This window comes from Actinomadura sp. 9N407 (genome assembly GCF_044326315.1).
GTDB lineage: Bacteria > Actinomycetota > Actinomycetes > Streptosporangiales > Streptosporangiaceae > Spirillospora.
Map to the genome: position 1 here is coordinate 146,042 of NZ_JBIRAW010000009.1, position 22,423 is coordinate 168,464.

The window sequence follows — 22,423 nt, forward strand, 5'->3', positions numbered from 1 at the left end:
CAACCAACGACCCCCAAACCCATGTTCCGGTCAAACCGCAATGTGCGGCGGATCACGTTTGATCATGAATGTCCGGTGTTGTTTCCGGTCCGGCGCAGGGGGCACCACCCGGGCATGAGCATCGCGACGACCAACCCCGCGACGGGCCGGGTGGAACGGACCTTCGACGCGCTGACCGGCAAGGAGATCGACGAGCGCCTCGACCGGGCCACCGAGGCCTTCGCGGCCCTGCGCGGCACGGAGATCGCCGCCCGCGCCCGCTGGATGGAGGCCGCCGCCGGCATCCTGGAGGATGAGGCCGGGCGGATCGGCGCGGTGATGACGGCCGAGATGGGCAAGACGGTCACGTCCGCGCGCGCCGAGGCCCTCAAATGCGCCAAGGCGTGCCGCTTCTACGCCGATCGCGCCGCGGACTTCCTGGCCGACCGGCCCGCCGACGCCGCCGCCGTGGGCGCGGAGCGGGCCTGGCTGCGCTTCCAGCCGATCGGCCCGGTCCTGGCCGTGATGCCGTGGAACTTCCCGCTCTGGCAGGTGATCCGCTTCGCCGCCCCCGCGCTGATGGCGGGGAACACGGGCCTGCTCAAGCACGCGTCGAACGTCCCGCAGACGGCGCTGTTCCTGGAGGAGCTGTTCCGCCGCGCGGGCTTCCCGGAGGGCGCGTTCCAGACCCTGCTGATCGGTTCCGGCCAGGTCGACGGGATCGTCCGCGACCGGCGGGTCCGGGGCGCCACGCTGACCGGCAGCGAGCCCGCGGGGCGCGCGGTCGGATCGGCCGCGAGCGAGGAGATCAAGCCGAGCGTGCTGGAACTGGGCGGCAGCGACCCGTTCGTCGTCATGCCGTCGGCCGACATCGCCCGCGCGGCCGAGACGGCGGCGGCCTCCCGCTGCCTCAACAACGGCCAGAGCTGCATCTCCGCCAAGCGCTTCATCGTCCACACCGATGCCTACGACGAGTTCGAGCGGCGCTTCGTCGAGCACATGCGGGCCCAGCGGGTCGGCGACCCCATGGACGAGTCCACCGACATCGGCCCGCTGGCCACCGAGCAGGGCCGCGAGGACGTCGAGGCCCAGGTGGCCGACGCCGTCGGGGCGGGCGCCACCGTCCTGTGCGGCGGCGAGCGCCCCGGCGGCCCCGGCTGGTACTACCCGCCGACCGTGATCACCGGGATCACGCCCGGGATGCGGATGTACCGCGAGGAGGTCTTCGGCCCGGTGGCCTCACTCTTCCGGGTGGACGGCATCGCCGAGGCGATCGACCTGGCCAACGCCACCGACTTCGGCCTCGGCTCCAACGCCTGGACCCGGGATCCGGCCGAACGGGAGCGGTTCGCGACCGAACTCGACGCCGGGCAGGTCTTCATCAACGGGATGGTCACGTCCTATCCCGATCTCCCGTTCGGCGGCGTCAAGAACTCCGGCTACGGCCGCGAGCTCTCCGAACAGGGCATGCACGCGTTCTGCAACGTCAAGACCGTCTGGGCGGGCGCCTAGGACCCTTCCGCCTCGTGCTCGCGGCGCACCTCGTCCATGTCGATGGCCTCGGCCTGCGTGATCAGGTCCTCCAGCGCCGGCTCGGGCAGCGCGCCCGGCTCCGCGTACAGCACCATCCGGTCGCGGACGATCGCCAGCGTGGGGATCGAGGTGATGTCGAACGCCGACGACAGCTCCGGCTCGGCCTCGGTGTCGACCTTGGCGAACACGACGCCCGGATGGCGTTCCGACACCCGCTCGTACACCGGCGCGAACGACCGGCACGGCGCGCACCAGGACGCCCAGAAGTCGATCAGGACGAGACCGTCGCCGCCGACCGTCTCGTCGAACCGGTCCTTGGTGAGCTCGACCGTTGCCATGACGAATTCCCCCTCGGGTTGGCCCTCACCTATGTCAACCACAGCGTTCGCGGGACACATTCCAGGGTCATCGCGAAGCTTCGAGGATCCGCGCGAGCTCCTGCAGGTTCTTCTTCATCCCCTTCTTGAAGAGCCGCTCACCGCCGACGACACCACGATCCGCCCAGGCCCAGGCGTCAAGTCCACCGAGATCCGGCTCGTCGACCGGCCCTGCCTGCTTCTCACCTGGCGCGCAGCGACTCCAGCATGCGCGAGAGCGCGGCCTGCGCGTCGGGCAGATCGGCCGGGTCCTCGGACGTGGCCAGCCATAGGGCCGTCTCGTTCATCGCGCCCGACAGCAGATGCGTCAGCGGTGCGACCGGCTGAGGCGCGATCACCCCCTCCTTGACGAGATCGGACAGCGCCTCGGCCAGGTGGCGGGCCGACGCGGCCTCGTCCATCGCCCGCCATGCGGCCCACCCCAGGACCGCGGGCCCGTCGATGAGCAGGATCTGCTGGATGTCCGGATCCGTGCTGGCGGTGAGGAACGCCTGGCAGCCGACCACCAGCCGCGTCCAGGAATCCTCATGAACGTCGGCGGCCCGCGCCACCGCGTCCCCCACCTCCCCCTGGACCTGCTCCAGAACGGCGCGGAACAGGGCCGCCTTGCCGCCGAAGTGGTGGTAGAGCGCGCCTTTGGTGACCCCGGTGGCTTGAACGATCTCCGACAGGCCCACCGCGCCGTACCCGCGCGCCGCGAACAGCCGCCTGCCCTCCCGCAGCAAGGCCCGCCTGGTCTCCTCGCGCTGCTGTGCCCTCGTACCCGGCGGCATCGCACCTCCATTTGACGTACCAACGGTATGCGAATACCGTTCTTCACATACCGATGGTACGCGAAAGGACGAACCCATGCATCTGACCAGCCTCTATCCGGTGATCTGCACGGCACGGCTCGAGGAGTCCCGCGACTTCTACACCGCACTCCTGGGCTTCGAGGTGACCTTCGAGGCCGACTGGTACGTGAGCCTGCGCCGCCCCGGCCCGCCCGCCTACGAACTGGCCCTCCTCGACCACACCCACCCGACCCTGCCCGAGCCGTACCGCAAGCCCGCCGCGGGCCTGCTGCTCAACTTCGAGGTCGAGGACGTCGACGCCGAGTGGGACCGCCTCGTCACACGGGCAGGCCTGAAGGCCGAACTCGAACTGCGCAGCGAGGACTTCGGCCAGCGCCACTTCATCGTGGCCGATCCCAACGGGGTCCTGATCGACGTCATCACCCCCATCGCCCCCTCCCCCGAATTCGCCGCCCAGTACGCCGGCTGAGGCCGGCCGGCGACCGATCGGCGGCGGTCCTGCGCCTGGGCGCGTCCGCCATCAGGAGGGCGGTAACCAAGGCGAGGTTCCAGACAGTGACCCGGTCCTCGTCGAGGATCGGCACGCGGGGCCAAGCACCGCACCACACGGGTCACAGGTTGACGCGGTGGCGGAGAGGCCTGCGATGTCGTGACCAGATCGACCCCGCGCCGGGCGGAAGGGGCCGCGAGGCGGGCCACCGTCCCTCCGCCAGGAGCAGGACCTCCGCGAACCCCGGGACCAGGGCGTGGCCGCGCGACCGCCGTGACGCGCTCGGGAACGGGTGACCGCGCCCGGAGGGGACGCGGCGTCTCCAGAAGGTCGGGCGCACCGAGCTGCACCACCGGCACGGGATCTCCGATCCGAGTCGATCAAGGGGGACGCCGAGATCCTAGGCGGAAGCGGAGAACCTGGGGCCCGCACCGACAGCCCGGCGCGTGATCGTTCAAGCCGCGCCGTTCAAGCGGTGTCGATGTCGGCCATGTACGCCTCGTGGCCTCCGCCGGCTGGCGGAGGGGACCCGGCGGCGTGAGCCCCCGGGTCCCTCCGCACCCGTCAGGTGATCTGCTGCGGGACGTTCCAGGGGTTGCCGTCGCGCAGCGGCTGCGGGAGGAGGTCCTGCGGCCAGTTCTGGTACGAGACCGGGCGCAGGAACCGCTCGATGGCCGCCGTTCCGACCGAGGTGGTGGCCGGGGTGGTGGTGGCCGGGTACGGGCCGCCGTGCTGCATCGCGTGGGTGACCGAGACTCCGGTGGGCCACTGGTTCCACAGGACGCGGCCGCTGCGTTCGGCCAGGACGCCGGCCAGGCCGGTCAGCTCGCCGGTCTCGTCGGCCTCGCCGTGCAGCGAGGTGGTGAGCTGGCCGGGGAGCTTGGCCAGGACCTCGGCGACGTCGCGGAGGCGCTCGTACGTCACCACCAGGCCCAGCGGGCCGAAGCACTCCCGGGCGGCGGCCTGGCTGTCGGCGGCGAACGCGGCCAGGTCCATCGTCAGCAGGCGGGGGGCGGCCGAGCCGTCCTCCGGCCAGATGAGGCGCTGGACGCCGGGGCGTTCACCGAGGGTACGGGCCGCGTCGAGGAAGCCCGACTCGATGCGGTCGTTGAGCATCGGGGACGCGGCGACCTCGCCGAGGAGGGCGCTGATGCGGTCCACGATGCCGTCGCCGGCGGGCACGAACAGGATCCCCGGGTTGGTGCAGAACTGGCCCGCGCCCTGGGTCACCGAGCCGACATAGCCCTTGGCGATCTCCTCGCCGCGCGCCTTGGCGGCCCCCGAGGTGACGACGACCGGGTTGGTGCTGCCCAGCTCGCCGTAGAACGGAATGGGCTCGGGACGATCGGCGGCGATCTTGGCCAGGGCCAGGCCGCCGCGCTCGGAGCCGGTGAAGGCGGCGGCCTTGATGCCCGGGTGGCGCAGTGCCTCGACGCCTTCCTGCTCGCCCTCGATCAGGGCGAACGTGCCCTCGGGCGCTCCGGCGTCCCGCAACGCGGCGGTGACGATCTCGGCCGTACGGCGCGACAGCGCGGGGTGTCCGGGGTGGGCCTTGACCACGACCGGGCAGCCGGCCGCCAGCGCCGAGGCGGTGTCGCCGCCCGCGACACTGAACGCGAACGGGAAGTTGCTCGCCGCGAACACCAGCACCGGGCCCAGCGCCGTCCGGTAACGGCGCAGGTCGGGACGGGGACCGGTGGGCCATTCCGGGTCGGGGCGGTCGATCCGGGCGTCGTAGAAGCCGCCCGCCAGGACCTGCTCGGCGAACAGCCCGAGCTGGAACGTCGTCCGCGTCAGCTCGCCGTTCAGCCGGGCCGGGCCGAGGTGCGACTCGGAGTCGGCGAGGGGCACCAGCTCTGCGCGGGCCGCCTCGAGGGCATCGGCGGCGGCCTTCAGCGCCCGCGCCCTGGCCTCGGGCGGGGCCGCCGCCCAGTCCTCCGCCGCCGCCACGGCGGCCGAGACCGCCTGGTCCGTCGCGCTCATGCGCTGTTCCCTTCGTCGATGTCACGGCGGTTCTCCGCCGAATTGCGGTAGCCGTAGAGCCGTACGGCGGGAACGGAATGTGGTCCCCGCCGCAGTGGTCTCACCCACCGCGCGAGCGCGTTCCCTGCCCGGTGGGGCGATGCCGGAGGCGAGCGTCACCGGGCAGATCGCGAAGCGATGCCGCGCTCGCCCAAGGCACGGTCACGGTGCGAGCCGCCAGGCGAGCACTGTGGGCCGGGTCTTATCAATTTGAGACAGTCTAGAGAGCGAAGCCCTCGGGGAAGGGGTCGGCGGGGTCGAGCAGGTAGCTCGCGGTGCCGGTGATCCAGGCGCGCCCGGTGAACTCCGGCAGTACGGCGGGTAGCCCGCCGACCTCCGTGGTGCCGACCAGCCGGCCGGTGAAGCGGGTGCCGATGAACGACTCGTTCACGAACTCGGTGTGCAGCGGCAGCTCGCCACGCGCGTGCAGCTGGGCCATCCGCGCCGACGTGCCGGTGCCGCAGGGCGACCGGTCGAACCAGCCCGGGTGGATCGCCATGGCGTTGCGCGAGTGCCGTGCGTCCGAGCCGGGGGCGAGGAACTGGACGTGCTTGCAGCCGCCGATTCCGGGGTCCTCCGGGTGCCGCGGCCGGTTCTGCTCGTTGATGGCGGTCATGATGTCCAGGCCCGCCCGCAGGATCTCGTCCTTGCGGGCGCGGTCGAACGGGAGCCCGAGCGCGGCCAGCTCGGTGATCGCGTAGAAGTTGCCGCCGTAGGCCATGTCGTAGCGGACCTCGCCCCGGCCCGGGACGGTCACGGCCGCGTCCCGCTCGACGGCGAACGAGGCGATGTTGCGCAGGGTGACGTGCTGGACGGCGCCGTCCCGTACCGCCACGCGGGCCTCGACAAGGCCCGCGGGCGTGTCCAGCCGTACGCGGGTCTCCGGCTCGGTGACCTCGACCATCCCGGTCTCGACCAGGACGGTCGCGACTCCGATCGTGCCGTGCCCGCACATCGGCAGGAACCCGCTCACCTCGATGTAGAGCACGCCCCAGTCGGCGTCCGGGCGGGTGGGCGGCTGCAGGATCGCGCCGCTCATCGCGCCGTGCCCGCGCGGCTCGTCCACGAGAAAGCGGCGCAGGCCGTCCAGATGCTCGACGGCGTACCGGCGGCGCTCGGCCATGGTGGCGCCGGGAATCGGTGCCACGCCGCCGGTGACCACGCGGGTCGGCATGCCCTCGGTGTGCGAGTCGATCGCGGTGATCGTACGGGCGGATCGCATCAGTCTCCCCGGTGGTCGGGAATACGGTGGTCGGGAGTACGGCGCCGCAGGGCGTCGATGGCGCGGGTCATGTCGGCGGTGACGCCGTCGCGGTGCGCCTCGACGAGCGGGCCGCGCGGCGGGCGGCAGGGGCCGCCGTAGCGGCCGACCTGCTCCATGCCGAGCTTGATGGCCTGGACGAACTCGGTCCGCGAGTCCCAGCGGAACGCGGCGACAAGCGGCTCGTACAGGGCGCGGGCCTCGTCCAGCTTGCCGGCGGTGGCCAGCTCGAACAGCTCCGCCGACTCGGCCGGGAAGACGTTCGGGAACCCGGCGAACCAGCCGGTGGCGCCCATCAGCAGCGCCTCCAGCGTGACGTCGTCGGCGCCCGCCACGATCTCCAGGCCGGGCGCGTTCTCCTTGATCTCCAGGATCCGCCGGACGTCGCCGGAGAACTCCTTGATCGCGACGATGTTCTCGATCTGCGCGATCTCGCCGACCAGGTCGGGGGTGAGGTCGACCTTGGTGTCGATCGGGTTGTTGTAGATCATGACCGGCAGCCCGACCGAGGCGACGGCCTCGTAGTGGGCGATGACCTCGCCGCGGTTGGCGCGGTACATGGTCGGCGGCAGGCACAGCACACCGTCCGCGCCGTCCTCGGCCGCGATCTCCGTCCACCGCCTCGCCTGGTGGGAGCCGGGGCCGTGCACGCCGACGACCACGACGCCGTCGTCGCCGATCGTCTCCACGGCGGTACGGGCGACCCTGCGGCGCTCCTCGTCGGTCAGCGAGGAGTACTCGCCGAGCGAGCCGTTGGGGCCGACGCCGCGGCAGCCGCTGTCGACGAGCCAGCGGCAGTGTTCGGCGAACCGGTCGTAGTCGACCGCGAGCCCGGCGGGCGCGGAGGCGTCCTCGTAGTACGGCAGGGCCGTGGCCACGATGACGCCGCCGAGGCTCTCGACCTTCTTCTTGCTGCTCATCTGTACTCCTCTGTGGAAACCCCTGCCTTCAGGCGGGGAGGAAACGGACTCCTGCGGAGCAGGGCAGGGAAAGGTGGTCCGCTGGAGCGGGTGGCGGTCCGGTGGCTTGCCGAAATGCCTGCGGGCTCACACCGGGATCGTTAGGTTGTGAGGCATGGCGCGGCAGGTGAAGCGGGCGTTCAAGTACCGCTTCTATCCCACCGATGAGCAGGCGGCCGAGCTGGATCGAACGTTCGGCTGCGCGCGGCTGGTGTACAACAAGGCCTTGGAGGAACGCACGCGCACCTGGTACACCGAGCAGCGCCGCGTGACATATGTGCAGTCCTCGGCCGCGCTGACGGCATGGAAGAAGACGCCCGAGTTGGCGTTCCTGAACGAGGTGTCGTCGGTCCCGTTGCAGCAGGCGCTGCGGCATCTTCAGACCGCGTTCACCAACTTCTTCGCGGGCCGCGCCAGGTATCCGCGGTTCAAGTCCCGTAAGAAGTCCCGCGCCTCGGCGGAGTACACCGGCAGCGCTTTCCGGTGGCGCGACGGTGAGCTGACACTGGCCAAGATGCGGCAGCCCTTGGCGATCGTGTGGTCGCGGCCACTGCCCGCAGGGGCCGAGCCGTCCACGGTGACGGTGTCGCGCGACAGCGCTGGCCGCTGGTTCTGCTCGATCCTGTGCACCAGCGCCATCGCCCGCCTCGATCCGGTCGACGCGGCGGTGGGCGTGGACGCCGGGGTGACGTCGCTGGTGACGTTGTCGACCGGGGAGAAGGTCACCAATCCCCGGCACGAGCGCCGCGACCGGGCACGGCTCGCCAGAGCACAGAGGGCGCTGGCCCGCAAGGCCGCAGGGTCGGCGAACCGGGACAAGGCCCGGCGCCGTGTCGCGCGGGTCCACGCCCGGATCACCGACCGCCGCCGCGACTTCCTGCACAAACTGTCGACTCGGCTCGTCCGTGAGAACCAAACGGTCGTGATCGAGGACCTGAACGTCGCGGGCATGGTCGCCAACCACTGCCTGGCCCGCGCGATCTTGGACGCGGCCTGGCGGGACCTGCGCACGATGCTGGAGTACAAGGCCGACTGGTACCGCCGCGAACTCGTGGTGATCGACCGGTGGTTCCCCTCGTCCAAGCTGTGCTCGCGGTGCGGGACCATCGCCGGGGAAATGACCCTCGACGTGAGGGAATGGGAATGCGGCGGGTGCGGCGCGGTCCACGACCGCGACGTCAACGCGGCCCGCAACGTTCTGGCCGCCGGGCTGGCGGTGTCGGCCTGTGGAGCCGGTGTAAGACCTCAACGGGAGTCCTCCCGGACGGGGCGGTCGGCGACGAAGCAGGAAAACCAACCGGCGACGGTTGGACTTCCCCGCCTTTAGGCGGGGGAGGAGGTCAACGGGGGTTCTCTTTCTTCGCGGGGGTGACAGCCCCGAAGGCGAGGGGAGGTGCGGCGAGCTCGCCGAGCCGGATCGGCTGGGCGAGGGGTCTGTGGTGGGGGCCGGCCGGGGCGAGCCCTTCGGCGGGACGGCCGGGCCCGCCGGCGGCGCGGCGGGCGAGCAGCTCGGCGACGGTGGGACCGCAGACGCGGGCCTGGCAGGGACCGAGGCCGGCGCGGGTGCGCAGCTTCATCGCGCGGGCCGCGCCGCTCGCACGGTCGTCGGCGGCGGCGCACAGGGTGCCGTACGAGGTCTCCTCGCACCGGCACACGACCGTTCCGGAACGCAGCCAGCCGGGCCAGGCGGCGCCGATCGGATGGGCCGCGGCGAGCCGTTCGGCGAACGCGCGGGCCTGGTCGCGGCTCCGGCGCAGGGTCGCGATCTCGGCTGCTCCGGGCGGGCCGCCGGCGGCGAGCCATCCGGCCAGCAGGCCCTCGGTACGGGCGGCCGGGGCTCCGGCGATCCCGGTGATCTCGCCCGCCGCGTACACGCCGGGCGCCGTGGTCAGCTGGTCGCCGTCGACCTGGACGAACGACTCGGCCGCCGACTCCTGCCGCAGCGCGCAGCCGGCGGCGACGGGCAGCTCCAGCTGCGGGGTGAACCCGTGCGAGACGCAGACCGCATCGGCCGGGACCGTGCGTTCCGTACCGGGGACCACCGACCAGTCGGCGCGCAGCCGGGCGGTCACGACCTCTTCCACCCGGCCCTGTCCCCTGGCCTCGACGACGGCGCGTCCCAGCCGGTACGGAACGCGATGCCGGGCCAGCAAGGCGGTGTACTCCGCCAGCTCAGCGGCCTTGCCGCCCTGCGACGCCAGCTCCCAGGGGCGCCGCCCCCAGCCGCGTAGGACGGTGCCGGGCGGGTTGGCCTCCAGAACCTCCCGTACGCGCGAGCCCGCCTCCAGCAGCAAGGCCGCCACCGGCAGCAGGAACGGGCCGGATCCGGCGATCACGACGTCGTCGCCGACGGCGAGGCGTTCGCCCTTGGCCAGTGCCTGGGCCGCGCCGGCGGTGAAGACGCCGGGCAGGTCCCAGCCGGGGAACGGCAGCACCCGGTCATGGGCGCCGGGCGCCAGGACCAGCGCGTCCGGGTCGAGGACGTACCGGTCCCGGCCGGCTCCGTCGGGTGCGCCGCGCAGCACGTGCACGCGCGGCGGGCGGGGATCGCCGGGGTCGGAACGTTCCAGCGACCACACCGTGCTCTCGGCCCACCACGCGCACCTCGGGTGGCCGAGCACGTGGCGGCGCAGCCGCTGGAAGCCTTCCCAGCCGTGGTGGAGCCGCTCGGGGCGCTCGGCGGCGAACGCCTCGGGCAGCATCCGGTGGTACTGCCCGCCCGGCTGCTCGGCCGCGTCGATGAGGGTCACGCCGGCGCCCGCGCGCAGCGCGCCCGCCGCGGCGGCCAGCCCGGCGGGACCGGCGCCGACGATGACGACCTGCCGTCCCATCAGCGCTCCCCCGCTTCCGCGCGGGACTGGGTGGTGACGGCGTCGCCGTCCTGGGCGCGGCGGCGGCAGGCGCGGACGTCGCGTTCCTCGTTCACGGTCACCAGGCAGTCGAAGCAGACGCCGATGCCGCAGAACACCCCGCGCGGGGAGCCGGACGGGCCCGTACGCCAGGAGCGGCGGCCCGAGGCCAGCAGGACGCCCGCGACGGTCTGCCCGGCGACGCCGTCCAGCGGCTCCCCGTCCACGGTGATCGTCAGCGGCGACTCGCGGCGCCCTACGGCGTCCGCGTCCGCGCGCACCAGTCTCGGGCTCATCGGTCCTCCCCCTGGGGTACGGAGTGTGCGCCGGCGGCCTGGCCCAGAACGGCCGGGCGGTCCACGCGGAACGGCTCGGGATCGATCTCGGACTCGCGGCCCAGGAACAGGTCGGCCAGCAGGCGGGCGGTGCCGACCGACAGGCCGATCCCGGCGCCCTCGTGGCCGCCGGCGTGCCAGAGCCCGGCCAGCCGGGGATCGGGTCCGATCACCGGAAGGTGGTCGGGAACGTACGGGCGGAAACCGCCGTAGGCGCGCATGACCGGGACGCCCGCCAGATCGGGGAACAGCCGCAGCGCCTTGCCCGCGATGACCGACAGGACCTCGGGTCGGAGCCGGTCGTCGAAGCCGACCCGGCGCCGGGACGAGCCCAGCAGGATCGTGCCGGCGCGGGTGGACTCCACCACCGCCGAGGTCTGCAGGTCGCCGGCGCCGCTGCCGACCGCGCCCACGTAGTCGGCGTCGTAGACCTTGTGGAACACCGTGGGCGGCATCGGCGCGGTGACCAGGACCTCGCCGCGCCGGGGGCGCACGTCGACGGGGGCGCCGAGCCGGGCGGACAGGCCGCCCGCCCACGGGCCCGCCGCGTTGACGAACGCGTCGCCCTCGACCAGGCCGAGGGAGGTGCGCACCCCGGTGATCTTGCCGCCGGTGACGGCGGCGCCCAGCACCTCGCAGCCGGTGCGCAGGACGGCCCCGTTCCGCAGCGCGGCGGCGAGCAGCGCGCCGGCGGCGCCGGACGGCTGTACCTGGGCGTCCTCGGGGTAGGCGACGGCGGCGTTGACGTCGCGGGTCAGGTGGGGCTCGGCCTCGGCCAGCGCGGCGGCGTCCAAGGGGTGCGCGTCGATGCCCGCCTCGCGCTGGGACGCCGCGAAGCGCGCCAGCTCGCGGGCGCCGTCCTCGGTGGTGGCCACCACGATGCCGCCCTTGGGGTCCCACTCGATCGTCTCGGCCGCCGCAGGGGCCGGCCCGGTCTCGGCCGCCAGCATCTCGGGCCACAGGCGGCGCGACAGGCGGGCCAGCTCCAGCTCGGGGCCCGGGCCCTTGTCGGAGACCAGGACGTTGCCCTCGCCGTGCGCGGTGGTCGCGGCGGCCGGGCCGCCCCGTTCCAGCACGGTGACCGCGTACCCCGCGAGGGTCAGCTCGCGGGCGCAGGCCGCGCCGATGATCCCGGCGCCCAGCACCACGACCCGCGTTTCGCGCACGCCATCCTCCCGATATCGTTCGTTAAATCGAACGCTGCCGAGGCTAAAACGGCGACCCGTTCCGTGTCAACGGTCCGTACCGGATCCGGGTCAGGGAGTTTCCGCCAGGCACGGCGGCTGTGCTGGCGACGCGTGAAGCCGCTGGTCAGAACGGTACTGCAGCAGCAGAACCGAGCGAACCGGCCCATCGAGGGCGATATAGCCATGCGGCAGCCGGGCGTCGAAGCCCACGTAGTCGCCCGGCTCCAGCTCCACCTCCCGGTCGTCCACCCGAACGCCCAGCCGGCCCGCCTGCACGATCGTGTGCTCGGTCCCGACATGGCCGAGCGAGTCCTGCCGCGAGCCGTCCCTGACCTGCTGGTCGTACACCTCGAAGATCGCGCCGCCGGACTCGATGCCGCGCAGCGGGCGCAGGTCGACCCCCGCGCCGCGCAGCACCTCCACGTCCGCCGCCCTGACCACGGTCAGGCCGGACGGGCGGCGGTGGTCGAGCAGATCGGAGATCGGTACCTCCAGCGCCCTGGACAGGCTGAACACCGTCTCGATCGTCGGGTTGCCGGCACCCGCCTCCAGCTGGGACAGCGTCGCCTTGCCGATCCTGGACCGGCGCGACAGCTCCGACAGCGACAGACCCAGCTCGGTCCGGGCGCGCCTGAGGTTGGCCGCCAGCATGTCGCGCACCGACCCGGCGGGTGGCCCCGCGCCGGGATCCGCGCCGAGCTGCGTACCGGCGTCCTCTGCCATGCGTCCTCCGCACCCGATGATGTTCGCTTTACCGAACGAGGGTACAACCCGGGCGGCGGCATGACCCCGGCGGCTCCGTCCGAGGTCAGGCCCCCGGCCGCTTGGACACCAGGGTCAGGACGTCGTACTTGGCGACCGAGGCGCCGTCCTGGTTGGTGACGTCGGTGTCCCAGCGGACCTCACCGTAGTCCGAACCCTCGCGCGGGGTGATCTGCTTGGCGGTCAGCGTGACCGTCAGCTCGTCCCCCGGGTAGACGGGGGTGAGGAAGCGCAGGTTCTCCAGCCCGTAGTTGGCCAGGACGGGGCCCGGCTCGGGCGAGACGAACAGGCCCGCCGCGAACGACACCACGAGATAGCCGTGCGCGACCCGTCCCCCGAAGAACGGATTGGCCTTGGCGGCCTCGTCGTCCATGTGGGCGTAGAAGGTGTCGCCGGTGAACGCGGCGAAGTGCTCGACGTCGTCCAGCGTGACCGTGCGCGGGCCGCCCACGGCGGTGTCGCCGACGCGCAGGTCCTCCAGGTGCTTGCGGAACGGGTGCTCGTCGGTGACCGTACGGTCGGTCCCGGGTGTCCATTGCCCCGTCAGCGCCGTCATCATGGCCGGTCCGCACTGCACGGCGGTGCGCTGCATGTGGTGCAGGACCCCGCGGATCCCGCCCATCTCCTCGCCGCCGCCGGCCCGGCCGGGACCGCCGTGGACGAGGGCGGGCAGCGGCGAGCCGTGCCCGGTGGACTCCTGGGCGTCCTCACCGTTCAGGACCAGCAGCCGCCCGTGCCACGGCGCGGCGCCCAGCACGACCTCGCGGGCGAAACCGGGATCGGCGGTGACCACCGACCCCGCCAGGCTGCCCCGGCCCCGCGCCGCAAGTTCCACGACGTGCCGGGCGTCCCGGTACGGCATCAGCGTGCTGACCGGCCCGAACGCCTCGACCTCGTGCGGCTCGGCCCGGCCGGGATCGTCGGCGCGCAGCAGGATCGGCGCCATGAACGCGCCGCGCTCGGGATCGGCGTCCACGACGGCGACCGTGCCGGGGGCACCGAACACCGGGCGTGCCGCGTCCAGCAGCGACTTCAGCGAGCGCCGCACCTCCTCGCGCTGGTCCAGGCTCGCCAGCGCGCCCATCCGCACGTCGGGGTTGGACGGGGCGCCGACGGTCACCGTGGACAGCCGCTCGCGGACCGCCTCGGCGACGTCGTCCATCAGGCCCTCGGGGACGAACGCGCGGCGGATCGCGGTGCACTTCTGCCCGGCCTTCACCGTCATCTCCGCGACCAGTTGCTCGACGTACAGGTCGAACTCCGCCGTGCCGGGCACGGCGTCCGGGCCGAGGACCGAGCAGTTCAGCGAGTCGGCCTCGGCGTTGAACCGTACCGAGCGCCCGACCACGGCGGGATGGGCGCGCAGCCGCTGCGCCGTGCCCGCCGACCCGGTGAAGCCGACCACGTCCTGCTCGGTCAGATGGTCGAGCAGGTCGCCCGCTTCGCCGCACAGCAGCTGCACGGTGCCCTCGGGCAGCAGCCCGGAGTCCACGATCAGCTCGACCAGCCGGGCGGTCAGGTAGGCGGTCTGGCTCGCGGGCTTGATCAGGCTGGGCATCCCGGCCAGCAGCGCGGGCGCCAGCTTCTCCAGCGGCCCCCAGACGGGGAAGTTGAACGCGTTGATCTGCACCGCCACCCCGAGCAGCGGCGTGCACAGATGCCGGCCGACGAAGGTGCCGCCCTTGCCGAGCGGCTCCACCTCGCCCTCGACCAGCACGGTGTCGTTGGGCAGCTCGCGCTTGCCCTTGCTCGCATAGCCGAACAGGACCCCGATGCCGCCGTCGATGTCGAACTTGGAGTCGCCCAGGGTGGCGCCCGTACGGGCCGACAGGGCGTACAGCTCCTCGCGGTGCTCGCGCAGATGGGACGCCAGGGCCTTCAGCAGCCCCGCCCTCTGGTGGAACGTCAGCTCGCGCAGCGCGGGACCGCCTGCGGCACGCCCGTGCTCGAGCGCCGCCGCCCGGTCGATCCCGGCGGCGGAGATCCGCGCCACCTCCTCCCCCGTCACCGCGTCCGGCAGCGGCGTCCCCCCGTCCGCCGGCGCCTGCCAGGAACCCGCCACATAACTGCGCAGCACGACCACCGGGACCTCCTCGTCCGCACGGTCACGGCCGCTCCGTCGCGGCCGTACGTCCAGGATCTAACCTTTCACCGATCCCGGCGCTTCACGCCTCGCAGAGCTGACAGGCCCCGGCCCGAATCTTTGTGAATCTCCGGGGTCCGAAAAGGGAGGGCGGCCGCCTCAGCCGCGCGGCGCGTAGCGCTCGACCGAACGCGGCGGGCGCCAGAACAGCCGTACGGTGCAGCCCTCCCCGGTGGAACGGATCTCCAGCCGTTCCGACAACTGCCGGGCCAGCCAGAGCTCGTCGCCCGGCCGGGGCCGCAGATCTGGCGGCCGGAAGCCGGCGAACGGGTCGGCGATGCGGCCGCTCTCCTGATGGAAGTCGCACACCACGGCGTCGGGTTCGAGCCACAGCCGCACCTGGGCCGGCCCGCCCACCTGCGACAGGTAGGTGCCCACCTCGCCTGCGGCGGTGGCGGCGTCGGCCGGGTCGGCCATCCCCAGCACCGCGGCCCGGTCGGCGACGAACCGGCGCAGCGGGCGCAGGTCGTCGGCGAACACGAACTCCGGGGCGTCCTCGCACGGCGCGGGCAGCGGTGCCGCGGCGTCCCGCTCGCGCGCGTAGGCGACCGGATCGGTGTACTCGGGGCAGTCACGGCTCTCCCGGCCCACGACCATCGAGGGATGGGTGTGCCGCGCCTCGGCGAGGATCGCGGCGGGCACCATCCGGGCGTCGTACGGGCAGATCATCCACATGTCGGTGCCGGCCAGCGCGACGTTGAGCCCCGACTCCACCCGGTGCCAGTCCGCCACGTCGCGTTCGGCCCGGTCGGTCCAGACCGGCTCGGCCAGGACGCGGACCCGGCCGCCGCGCCGCCGGGCGCGGCACCAGTAGCGGTGGAAGCCGGCCACCCGTTGCGGAGGACGCCGACCGAAAGAGCCGGTCTCGGCGAATTCCGCCTCATCGCCCCGGTCGCCGAGCGCCCCGCCGATCAAGTCGATATTGACCGCGGTGCTGGCGACCAGGACCTGATCGCCGGCGTCCAGTCCCTCCTGCACGAACGGCAGCGCCATCGCGAGGAAATCGGCGTCGGAGCCGTAGACCGACGCCTGGTGCAGGAACGAACCCAAGTGGGAAATGGAGCCGTCCACCCCCGCGCTCATCGCACCTCCCGGTCGCGGTCGCGGTCACGGTCGAGCCGGAGCTTGTCGATGTCGTCCCAGCCCGCCAGCTCGATCAGCCGCCGCAGCCGGGGCGGCAGCGGTGCCAGCACCAGGCTCAGCTCTCCCTCCAGCGCGTCCGCCGCGGCGGCCAGCACGCGCAGGCCGCCGAGGTCGATATGGCTCAGCCGGCTCAGGTCGACGTGCAGGTCCTGCCGGGCGCGCCCCACCGCGGTGTGCAGCACCTGGGAGAACGCCGCGCGCGTGCCGGCGTCGACCTCGCCCTCGATCCGCAGGCCCGGGGGCACCGCGACGCGGGTGATCCGGAGCCTTCCGTCATCGAACTCAGTGCTCACTGCCCTACCTCCAGGGTGAGCATGCCATTTCCCCGGGTCCCGCGCATGCCATTCGCGAAAGCGGTCCGGTGCCAGGCGCCATCCTTTCTTTGTCCTGAAATATACCGATTCGGCAATGGCGGTCCGCCCATTCCCCGGCGGCATCCGGGTCCCCCGCATTGCCTCGCGAATGCTAATCTCGCCCCTTCACAGCATGCGAAACCGCAGGTGCCACAGATGCGCATGACCGACACGGGCGCCGGGCACGACCCCGGCACCTCCCCCGGACACACGGCGGGCTCCGAGACGCCTCCCCCCGTCCGCTCCGGAGCGGACGGGCCGCCGCACTCCCCGCTCGAGCTCGAGACCGGGGGCCGCCGCCTGCTGCTCAGTCCCGGCGGCGGACCGGTCATCTTCTGGGGCTGCCATCCGGCCGGGTCGCGGCCGGACGACTCCCCGCTGGCGCACCGGATCAGCCTGCTCGGGCCGATCGAGGAGTGGGACCTGGCCAAGGGCTGGGCGGAGGCCGTCCACCACGAGGACCGCGACCGCTGCCTCGCCTCCTACCGCGACGCGCACGCCGAGCAGCGCGCGTTCGAGCTGCAGTACCGGCTGCGGCGGGCCGACGGCGGCTACGGCTGGGTACACGACCACGGGTTCCCGTGCTTCGACCCGACCGGGGCGTTCGCCGGCTTCTTCGGTACCTGCACCGACATCACCGGGCTCCGCCGCGACCAGGAGCGCGAGCGCCTGCTCGCCGACATCGCCACCGCCCTGGACACCTCGCCCTCGCTGACCACGCGGCTGCGGCTGGCCGGCCATGTCCTGGTGCCCGAGTTCGCCGACCTCTGCGCGATCGAGCCCGCCGCGCCCGGTCCGGCCGGGACGGAGCGCGCGGCCCGCCCGCTGGTGCTGGCCGACGCGACCCGGCCGCCCGGCGAGATCGCGTTCGACGAGGCCGCCGTCCAGTCCTGGCTGGCCGACGCCTGGAACCGGGCCGACTCCGCGGGCGGTCCGCCCCATCCGTCCCCCGGGCCCGGGCGGATCCGGCCGCGGGGCGGGCGCTCCGAGGTGGCGTCCGCCCCGCTGCTGGCCGGCGGGCGGCTCATCGGCGCGCTCCGGCTGCGCCGCGCGGGCACCCGGCCGCCGTTCGGCGCCGAGGACGACCGCGTCGTGGAGGAGCTGGCCCGCCGGCTCGGGCTCCATCTCGACTACGCGCGGCTGCTCGGCATCGAGCGCGCCGCCCGCGCCAAGGTGGAGCGCGCCGCCGGGCGCGCGGCCCGGCTGCAGCGGCTGGCCGCCGAGCTGTCCAGCGCGCTCACCGCCGACCAGGTGGCGGCGGTCATCGCCGCCCACGCCCGGTCCGCCACCGAGATCGACGCGCGGGTCACCGTCGTCGGGATCGGCGGCGTCCCCGGCGCGGGACTGCGCGTCATGGCCTGCACCTGCGCCCCGCACGAGCCCCCGCCGCCGGCCAGCGGCGACGGCGGCGGCCTGCCCGCAGGCCCGCCCGGCGGCCCGGCGGCCGTCGACCCGCCACCGCCCGCGCTGGCCGAGCTGCTGGCCCGGCCGCGCCCGTTCTGGACGGGGGCCGCCGCCGAGGGCGCCGGGGCGTGCCCCTCCTGCCCGCCCCCGGTGGAGACGGGCCGTGCGGTGCTGCTTCCGATCAGCCTGCTCGGCGAGCCGGTCGGCGCGCTGTCGATCGTGCTGCCCTCCGGCCGCGAGCCGGGCGAGGCCGAGCGCGGCGACCTGATCGCGATCGCCGAGCTGGGCGCCCAGGCGCTGGGCCGGGCCCGCCGGTTCGACCTGGAGTCGCGGGTGGCCAGCACGCTGCAGCAGAGCGTGCTGCCCGACCGGCTGCCGCCGGTGCCGGGGGCGACCGCCCGCGCCCGCTACCGGCCGGCCTCGGAGGACCGGCTCGGCGGCGACTGGTACGACCAGGTCCCGGTGCACGACGGCCGGGTCGCGGTGGCGGTGGGCGACGTGTCCGGGCACGGCATCGGCGCCGCCGCGGTGATGAGCCAGATCCGCGGGGTGCTGTCGGCCTACCTGGCCGAAGGGCATCCGCCCGGCCGCGCGCTGCAGCTGACCTCCTCGCTGGCCGAGTCGCTGCCGGCCGAGGTGATGGTGACGGCCTGCTGCGCGGTCGTCGACCCGGCCGCCGGCACGCTGGAGTACGCCAACGCGGGCCATCCCCCGCCGCTGGTCCGGACCCCGGACGGCGCGGTGTCCTTCCTGAACGCGGCGCTCGGCCCGCCGCTGGGGATCGGCGAGGCCGAGGACGCCGCCATGACGAGGCTGCCGTTCCCGCCCGGTTCCACGCTGCTGCTCTACACCGACGGGCTGATCGAGCGCCGCGACGAGAACCTCGGCTCCGGCCTGGCCCGGCTGTCCGACCGGCTGGCCGGCTGCGCCGGTCCGCTCGACCAGACCGCCGACGCGCTGCTGGCGCTGACCGCCACCGCGTCCCAGGACGACGTCACGATCCTGCTGCTGAGCACCGATCCCGCGCCGCCCGGCCTGGAACTGGCGCTCGACGGCGATCGCGCCGGGCTGGCCGAGCTGCGCGAGCGGCTGTCGGAGTGGCTCGGTACGAGCGGTTTCGAGCCCGAGGACGCGTTCGAGATCGTGCTGGCGTGCAGCGAGGCCGCCGCCAACTCGATCGAGCACGGCTACGGCTTCGAGCCGGGCCCGATCGAGGTCCGGGCCGAACGGGCGGGCGACGCCGTCCGGCTGGTGCTGCGCGACCGGGGCACCTGGCGCGAGCCCCGGGTCTCCGACCGCGGCCGCGGCCTGCACGTGATGCGGGAGCTGATGGACTCCGTCGAGGTCGCCGCCGGCCCGGACGGCACGGGCGTCACGATGGTCCGCAACCGGCGCGCCCCTCAAGGGGAATAGGGCGGCTCCTCCACCACGATCTCCCAGGCCCGCCGCTGGATCTCCCTGTACCTGGACCGGCGCATCCCGTCCAGGACCGTGCGCCACTCGCCGGACCAGCCGGCCGGCGGACCGGCGGCGCCGGCGAGCGTGAGCGCGATCAGCTCGGCCGCGAGATCCTCCTCGTCCCGCAGGCTCCGCACGGCCGGGAGCAGGTCCTGGGGCGGGATCGGGCGGCCGACTCGGGACGACGCCAAACGGCGCGCGAGCCGGTCGCACAGCTGTGCGGCGAGGACCGGCTCGCCCCGCAGGCGCGCGGCGAACGCCAGCAGCGCACCGGTCAGGTCCTCCCTGAAGCCCGCGGGCACCGCCTCGCCCTCCTTCAGACCCGGCAGGCAGGCGATGGACAGGTCCAGCGCCTCGGCGAGATAGAGCGGATGGCGGGCCAGCCGCTCGACGGCCCGGCGGGAGACGTCCTGGTCCGTCCGGCCCTCGTGCAGCACATGGACGATCGCCACCACCCGGGACCGCGCCTCGGTGCTCATCTCAGCGGCCAGCAGCCGGTCCAGCACGCCCGCGATCTCCTGGTGGCCCGTACCCGCGCGCAGCAGGGACAGGAACACCGGCAGGTCCCTGCGGCCCGCCGGATCGCCCGGGTCGCCCACGGCGGTGAGGATCTCCGCGAAGCCGCCCTCGTACCAGGGCCCCCAGGCCGAGAACGCGCGGGCGGCGCGGAACCGCACGCCCGGTCCCTCCGCCGCGCCCAGCAGGCGCCGGACGAGGGCGGCGTAACGGGGCCGGTGCGCGGGCGCGTAGTCCCAGGGCTGCGCCTGGAAGAGGGTGCGCAGCATGACCTCGCCCGCGTACGGTCCCGCCGCTTCGTCCAGCGCCTCCAGCGCGCCGGGCACCGCGGGAAGGTGGCGCAGCGCGACCGCCACCGCGACCCGGACGTCCTTGTGCAGCCCGGGATCGGCCCAGGCCCGCAGCAGGATCCCGGACGCGCCGGGCAGCCGCTCGCGTTCGAGCAGGCGGGCGGCCTGCTTGCGCACGGTCACCTTGCCGTCCGGGCCGGTCAGCGCCTCTTCGAGGAGAGGGCCCAGCCGGGACGGCGGGACGCGCCCGCAGCAGGTGGCCATGGCGGCGACCGCGACGCGCGAGGACGGTCCCCGCCCGTGCGCGAGCAGGATCCGCAGGGCGCGGTACGGCTCGTCCGCGCGGGCCAGCGCGTCCAGTGCGCCCTCGGCCAGGACGTTCTCCTCGCCGCCGGCCCAGCCGGCCAGGCCGGCCAGGGAGCCCGGCACGCGGCCGAGCGAGGCCACGGCCGTCAGCCGGGACGCGACCGGCAGCCGCTCATCGGCGACCGTCGCGCCGAGGAACGCCCGCACATGCCCGCGCTGGGCCGGCGTCCAGCGTCCCGCCGCGCCGGTGTCGATCTCCGGGGCCCAGTCCTGGGGCGGCTCGCCGTCCATGGCCGCGACCAGCAGGTCCGTACGGCGTCCCGCGACCACGCGCCAGACGCGCTCGCGGGCGATCGCGGCGGGATCGGCGCGCAGCAGCCGGACGGCGCGCTCCTCGCGGAGGTCCCGCCGGCCCAGCCACAGGTCCGCTGCCTCGCGCGCGAGCGGTGCGGGCGCGTGCAGGGCCGCCGAGTACAAGTCGTCCTGGAGCGAGGCGAGCCCGTAGGCGCGGCGGCCCAGCGAACGTGCCAGTGCCACGGCGAGGTCGAAGTCGCCTCGGTCGCGGGCCGCGCGCAGGTGCGGGCTCAGCAGGTCGAGCAGTTCGCGTTCCCGGCCACGGCGCAGGACCCGGTCCAGCCGGTGCTCGTCGGCCACCCGGGCCGGCCGCCGCCGAGCGTGCTGATCGGGCTCGGGCTCGGCGGCCAGGCCGTCGGCGCCGTGGCGGGCCACCAGCCGGACGTACACGTTCAGCGCCCACGCGGTCAGGGCGGGGCCTTCGGCGTGCCGGAGCACGCGTGCGGCGAGGGCCCGCAGCGCGCGCCGCGTTCCGGGTGAGGAGTCGCGGGCCTCGACGGTGGCGGCGGCCAGCCGGTCGAGGGGCTCGGCGAAGGCGTCGCCGAACAGGGCGGGCCGGAGTCCGGCCAGCGCGGCGAGCAGCGAGCCCCGTACGGGATCCTGCTCGTTGACGCTGCGCGCGACCAGCCTGTCGACCGACTCGGCCAGCACACCCCGGTCTCCCGTACGGGCCGCGCTCTCCAGCAGCAGCGTCCTGGCCAGGCCGCGGCGCCGCGGGTCCCCGGCGAACGCGGCCTCGCCCAGCGGACCGGCGGCCTCCTCGTACGGCAGGAACGCCTGGAGCTTCAGCGGCAGTTCGGGATCGTCGGCGCCGGAACGCGAGGAGTGCCAGGCCGACTTCTGCCAGTCGAGCATCCGCCGGGCCTCTGCCGCCGCGCGTTCCGGCGGCAGCAGCGGCAGAACGGGCAGCGCACGCAGCCGGGTCAGGGCGCCGCCGCCGCGCTCGCGCACCGCGTCGAAGATCGCCTCCCGCCGGCCCGGCGGCTGGGCTTCGAGGAAGGAGCCCAGCCCGGACGACCCGGTCGGCATCGCGGCCAGGATCTCCTCGACGGAGCAGGACCGCAGGTAGGCGGTCCTGAGGGGCATCAGGCCGGGGAAGCGCCGCCGCGTGGACCGCAGCAGCAGCCGTCCCGCGCGGGAGCGGTCGGCCTTGAGCATCGCCGCGAAGGTCACCGGTGACAGGCGCGGAGCGAGGAAGGCGAGGTCGTGGTCCTCGATCAGCGCCAGCACGCGGCCGGGTTCCCGCGGGGCCGCCGCCTCGACGCCCGCGCCCCGCCGGCGCCACCAGAGCAGCGGCCACTTCGCCCCCGCGAGCTCCTGATCGGCGCAGTCCAGGACCGCCCCCGGATGCCGCCTGCCCAGCGCACGCCAGGCGGCGACGGCGTGCGCGAGCGCGGGCAGCGCCTCCCGGACCGTCGCCTCGCCGCAGGCGGGCAGCAGTTTGGCGGCCTCGCGGTCGCCCCAGCGTTCCCGTACCAGCGGGAGCAGCCGGTCGGCGAGCTCCCGGCGGCCCGCGTGCAGGAGCGTCCGGTAGAACGCGCGGCGCAGGACGGCCGGAGCGTCGTCCAGGACCGCGGCGGCGGCCTCGTCCGGGACGGGCAGTGTCCGGACGGCGCGGAGCGCGGCCCTGCGCAGCTCCATGTCGGGCCCGCGCAGGACGGCGGTGATATGGCCCATCTCGCGTGCGGCCATGGCCAGGTGCAGTGCGGTACGGCGCTCGTAGTGGTCTCGGGTCGACAGCTCGGCGAGCAGCGCGTTCAGTTCCGGAGTCCCCGCCATGCGCCGGGCGTGCAGGGCCAGCTCGCGCATGCGGTGCGGGTACGGAAGGGGTTCGACGCCCGCGAGCAGCGCGTCGGCTGCGTCGGCGGGGCTTTCAGCCGGTTCGTGGACCGGCCGGGTGGGGCTCAA

General features: G+C 74.1%; 17 protein-coding genes. 4 read left to right on the top strand and 13 right to left on the bottom strand.

Annotation, left to right across the window (positions count from 1 at the left end; translation table 11 throughout):
• Positions 1–114: 114 nt before the first annotated feature.
• Positions 115–1,491 carry an NADP-dependent succinic semialdehyde dehydrogenase gene (locus ACH34Q_RS16620; protein WP_395983844.1) on the top strand — a complete coding sequence of 459 codons (1,377 nt, stop codon included), beginning with the start codon at positions 115–117 and terminating at the stop codon, positions 1,489–1,491.
• On the opposite strand, the gene ACH34Q_RS16625 is transcribed toward ACH34Q_RS16620, so the two are convergent.
• The gene (locus ACH34Q_RS16625) at positions 1,488–1,850 is read right to left on the bottom strand and encodes a thioredoxin family protein (protein ID WP_395983845.1); all 363 of its coding nucleotides are present in this window, start codon (positions 1,848–1,850) and stop codon (positions 1,488–1,490) included. The two genes, ACH34Q_RS16620 and ACH34Q_RS16625, sit on opposite strands and share 4 nt — an antisense overlap.
• 221 nt (positions 1,851–2,071) lie before the next feature.
• Positions 2,072–2,662 (bottom strand): TetR/AcrR family transcriptional regulator, encoded by a 591-nt coding sequence (locus tag ACH34Q_RS16630; RefSeq protein ID WP_395983846.1) that lies wholly within the window; start codon positions 2,660–2,662, stop codon positions 2,072–2,074.
• Positions 2,663–2,738: 76 nt separating this feature from the next.
• Between ACH34Q_RS16630 and ACH34Q_RS16635 the strand changes: the two genes are divergently transcribed.
• Positions 2,739–3,152, top strand: a complete 414-nt coding sequence (locus ACH34Q_RS16635; protein ID WP_395983847.1) for a VOC family protein — start codon at positions 2,739–2,741, stop codon at positions 3,150–3,152.
• Between the two features lie 585 nt (positions 3,153–3,737).
• Here ACH34Q_RS16635 and ACH34Q_RS16640 read toward each other — a convergent pair.
• From ACH34Q_RS16640 to ACH34Q_RS16650, 3 genes are all read right to left on the bottom strand, one after another.
• Positions 3,738–5,156, bottom strand: coding sequence for an aldehyde dehydrogenase (NADP(+)) (locus tag ACH34Q_RS16640; protein ID WP_395983848.1), 1,419 nt, complete (start codon positions 5,154–5,156; stop codon positions 3,738–3,740).
• 259 nt (positions 5,157–5,415) lie between these two features.
• The gene (locus tag ACH34Q_RS16645) at positions 5,416–6,417 is read right to left on the bottom strand and encodes a proline racemase family protein (RefSeq protein WP_395983849.1); all 1,002 of its coding nucleotides are present in this window, start codon (positions 6,415–6,417) and stop codon (positions 5,416–5,418) included.
• Positions 6,417–7,376 (bottom strand): dihydrodipicolinate synthase family protein, encoded by a 960-nt coding sequence (locus ACH34Q_RS16650; RefSeq protein ID WP_395983850.1) that lies wholly within the window; start codon positions 7,374–7,376, stop codon positions 6,417–6,419. Before ACH34Q_RS16650 ends, ACH34Q_RS16645 begins: the two co-directional genes overlap by 1 nt.
• 154 nt (positions 7,377–7,530) lie before the next feature.
• Between ACH34Q_RS16650 and ACH34Q_RS16655 the strand changes: the two genes are divergently transcribed.
• Complete coding sequence (locus ACH34Q_RS16655) at positions 7,531–8,742, top strand: RNA-guided endonuclease InsQ/TnpB family protein (RefSeq protein WP_395983851.1); 1,212 nt, start codon at positions 7,531–7,533, stop codon at positions 8,740–8,742.
• 13 nt (positions 8,743–8,755) lie between these two features.
• On the opposite strand, the gene ACH34Q_RS16660 is transcribed toward ACH34Q_RS16655, so the two are convergent.
• From ACH34Q_RS16660 to ACH34Q_RS16690, 7 genes are all read right to left on the bottom strand, one after another.
• Positions 8,756–10,246 carry an NAD(P)/FAD-dependent oxidoreductase gene (locus ACH34Q_RS16660; RefSeq protein WP_395983852.1) on the bottom strand — a complete coding sequence of 497 codons (1,491 nt, stop codon included), beginning with the start codon at positions 10,244–10,246 and terminating at the stop codon, positions 8,756–8,758.
• Positions 10,246–10,560: a (2Fe-2S)-binding protein gene (locus tag ACH34Q_RS16665; RefSeq protein ID WP_395983853.1), complete on the bottom strand. Its 315-nt coding sequence runs from the start codon at positions 10,558–10,560 to the stop codon at positions 10,246–10,248. Before ACH34Q_RS16665 ends, ACH34Q_RS16660 begins: the two co-directional genes overlap by 1 nt.
• Entirely contained in the window at positions 10,557–11,765 is a 1,209-nt protein-coding gene (locus ACH34Q_RS16670) for an NAD(P)/FAD-dependent oxidoreductase (protein WP_395983854.1), read from the bottom strand. The genes ACH34Q_RS16665 and ACH34Q_RS16670 overlap by 4 nt, the downstream gene beginning before the upstream one ends.
• Positions 11,766–11,855: 90 nt before the next feature.
• Positions 11,856–12,509, bottom strand: a complete 654-nt coding sequence (locus ACH34Q_RS16675; protein WP_395983855.1) for a helix-turn-helix domain-containing protein — start codon at positions 12,507–12,509, stop codon at positions 11,856–11,858.
• Between the two features lie 85 nt (positions 12,510–12,594).
• Positions 12,595–14,631, bottom strand: a complete 2,037-nt coding sequence (gene paaZ, locus ACH34Q_RS16680; RefSeq protein WP_395983856.1) for a phenylacetic acid degradation bifunctional protein PaaZ — start codon at positions 14,629–14,631, stop codon at positions 12,595–12,597.
• A gap of 159 nt (positions 14,632–14,790) precedes the next feature.
• Positions 14,791–15,774: an anti-sigma factor RsbA family regulatory protein gene (locus ACH34Q_RS16685; protein ID WP_395983857.1), complete on the bottom strand. Its 984-nt coding sequence runs from the start codon at positions 15,772–15,774 to the stop codon at positions 14,791–14,793.
• Positions 15,771–16,127: an STAS domain-containing protein gene (locus ACH34Q_RS16690; RefSeq protein WP_395983858.1), complete on the bottom strand. Its 357-nt coding sequence runs from the start codon at positions 16,125–16,127 to the stop codon at positions 15,771–15,773. Before ACH34Q_RS16690 ends, ACH34Q_RS16685 begins: the two co-directional genes overlap by 4 nt.
• Positions 16,128–16,343: 216 nt before the next feature.
• On the opposite strand from ACH34Q_RS16690, the gene ACH34Q_RS16695 reads away from it, so the two are divergent.
• Entirely contained in the window at positions 16,344–19,004 is a 2,661-nt protein-coding gene (locus tag ACH34Q_RS16695) for a SpoIIE family protein phosphatase (protein WP_395983859.1), read from the top strand.
• Here the strand turns inward: ACH34Q_RS16695 and ACH34Q_RS16700 are convergent.
• On the bottom strand, positions 18,992–22,423 hold the full coding sequence (locus ACH34Q_RS16700; protein WP_395983860.1) for a hypothetical protein: 3,432 nt from the start codon (positions 22,421–22,423) through the stop codon (positions 18,992–18,994). The genes ACH34Q_RS16695 and ACH34Q_RS16700 overlap by 13 nt on opposite strands.

Excerpts from the sequence above, each read along its gene's own strand:
- ACH34Q_RS16640 (WP_395983848.1), bottom strand. The coding sequence starts at position 5,156 with ATGAGCGCGACGGACCAGGCGGTCTCGGCCGCCGTGGCGGCGGCGGAG.
- ACH34Q_RS16650 (WP_395983850.1), bottom strand. The coding sequence starts at position 7,376 with ATGAGCAGCAAGAAGAAGGTCGAGAGCCTCGGCGGCGTCATCGTGGCC.
- ACH34Q_RS16695 (WP_395983859.1), top strand. The coding sequence starts at position 16,344 with ATGCGCATGACCGACACGGGCGCCGGGCACGACCCCGGCACCTCCCCC.
- ACH34Q_RS16620 (WP_395983844.1), top strand. The coding sequence starts at position 115 with ATGAGCATCGCGACGACCAACCCCGCGACGGGCCGGGTGGAACGGACC.
- ACH34Q_RS16685 (WP_395983857.1), bottom strand. The coding sequence starts at position 15,774 with ATGAGCGCGGGGGTGGACGGCTCCATTTCCCACTTGGGTTCGTTCCTG.
- ACH34Q_RS16635 (WP_395983847.1), top strand. The coding sequence starts at position 2,739 with ATGCATCTGACCAGCCTCTATCCGGTGATCTGCACGGCACGGCTCGAG.
- ACH34Q_RS16665 (WP_395983853.1), bottom strand. The coding sequence starts at position 10,560 with ATGAGCCCGAGACTGGTGCGCGCGGACGCGGACGCCGTAGGGCGCCGC.
- ACH34Q_RS16660 (WP_395983852.1), bottom strand. The coding sequence starts at position 10,246 with ATGGGACGGCAGGTCGTCATCGTCGGCGCCGGTCCCGCCGGGCTGGCC.
- ACH34Q_RS16625 (WP_395983845.1), bottom strand. The coding sequence starts at position 1,850 with ATGGCAACGGTCGAGCTCACCAAGGACCGGTTCGACGAGACGGTCGGC.
- ACH34Q_RS16630 (WP_395983846.1), bottom strand. The coding sequence starts at position 2,662 with ATGCCGCCGGGTACGAGGGCACAGCAGCGCGAGGAGACCAGGCGGGCC.
- ACH34Q_RS16645 (WP_395983849.1), bottom strand. The coding sequence starts at position 6,417 with ATGCGATCCGCCCGTACGATCACCGCGATCGACTCGCACACCGAGGGC.
- ACH34Q_RS16655 (WP_395983851.1), top strand. The coding sequence starts at position 7,531 with ATGGCGCGGCAGGTGAAGCGGGCGTTCAAGTACCGCTTCTATCCCACC.
- ACH34Q_RS16675 (WP_395983855.1), bottom strand. The coding sequence starts at position 12,509 with ATGGCAGAGGACGCCGGTACGCAGCTCGGCGCGGATCCCGGCGCGGGG.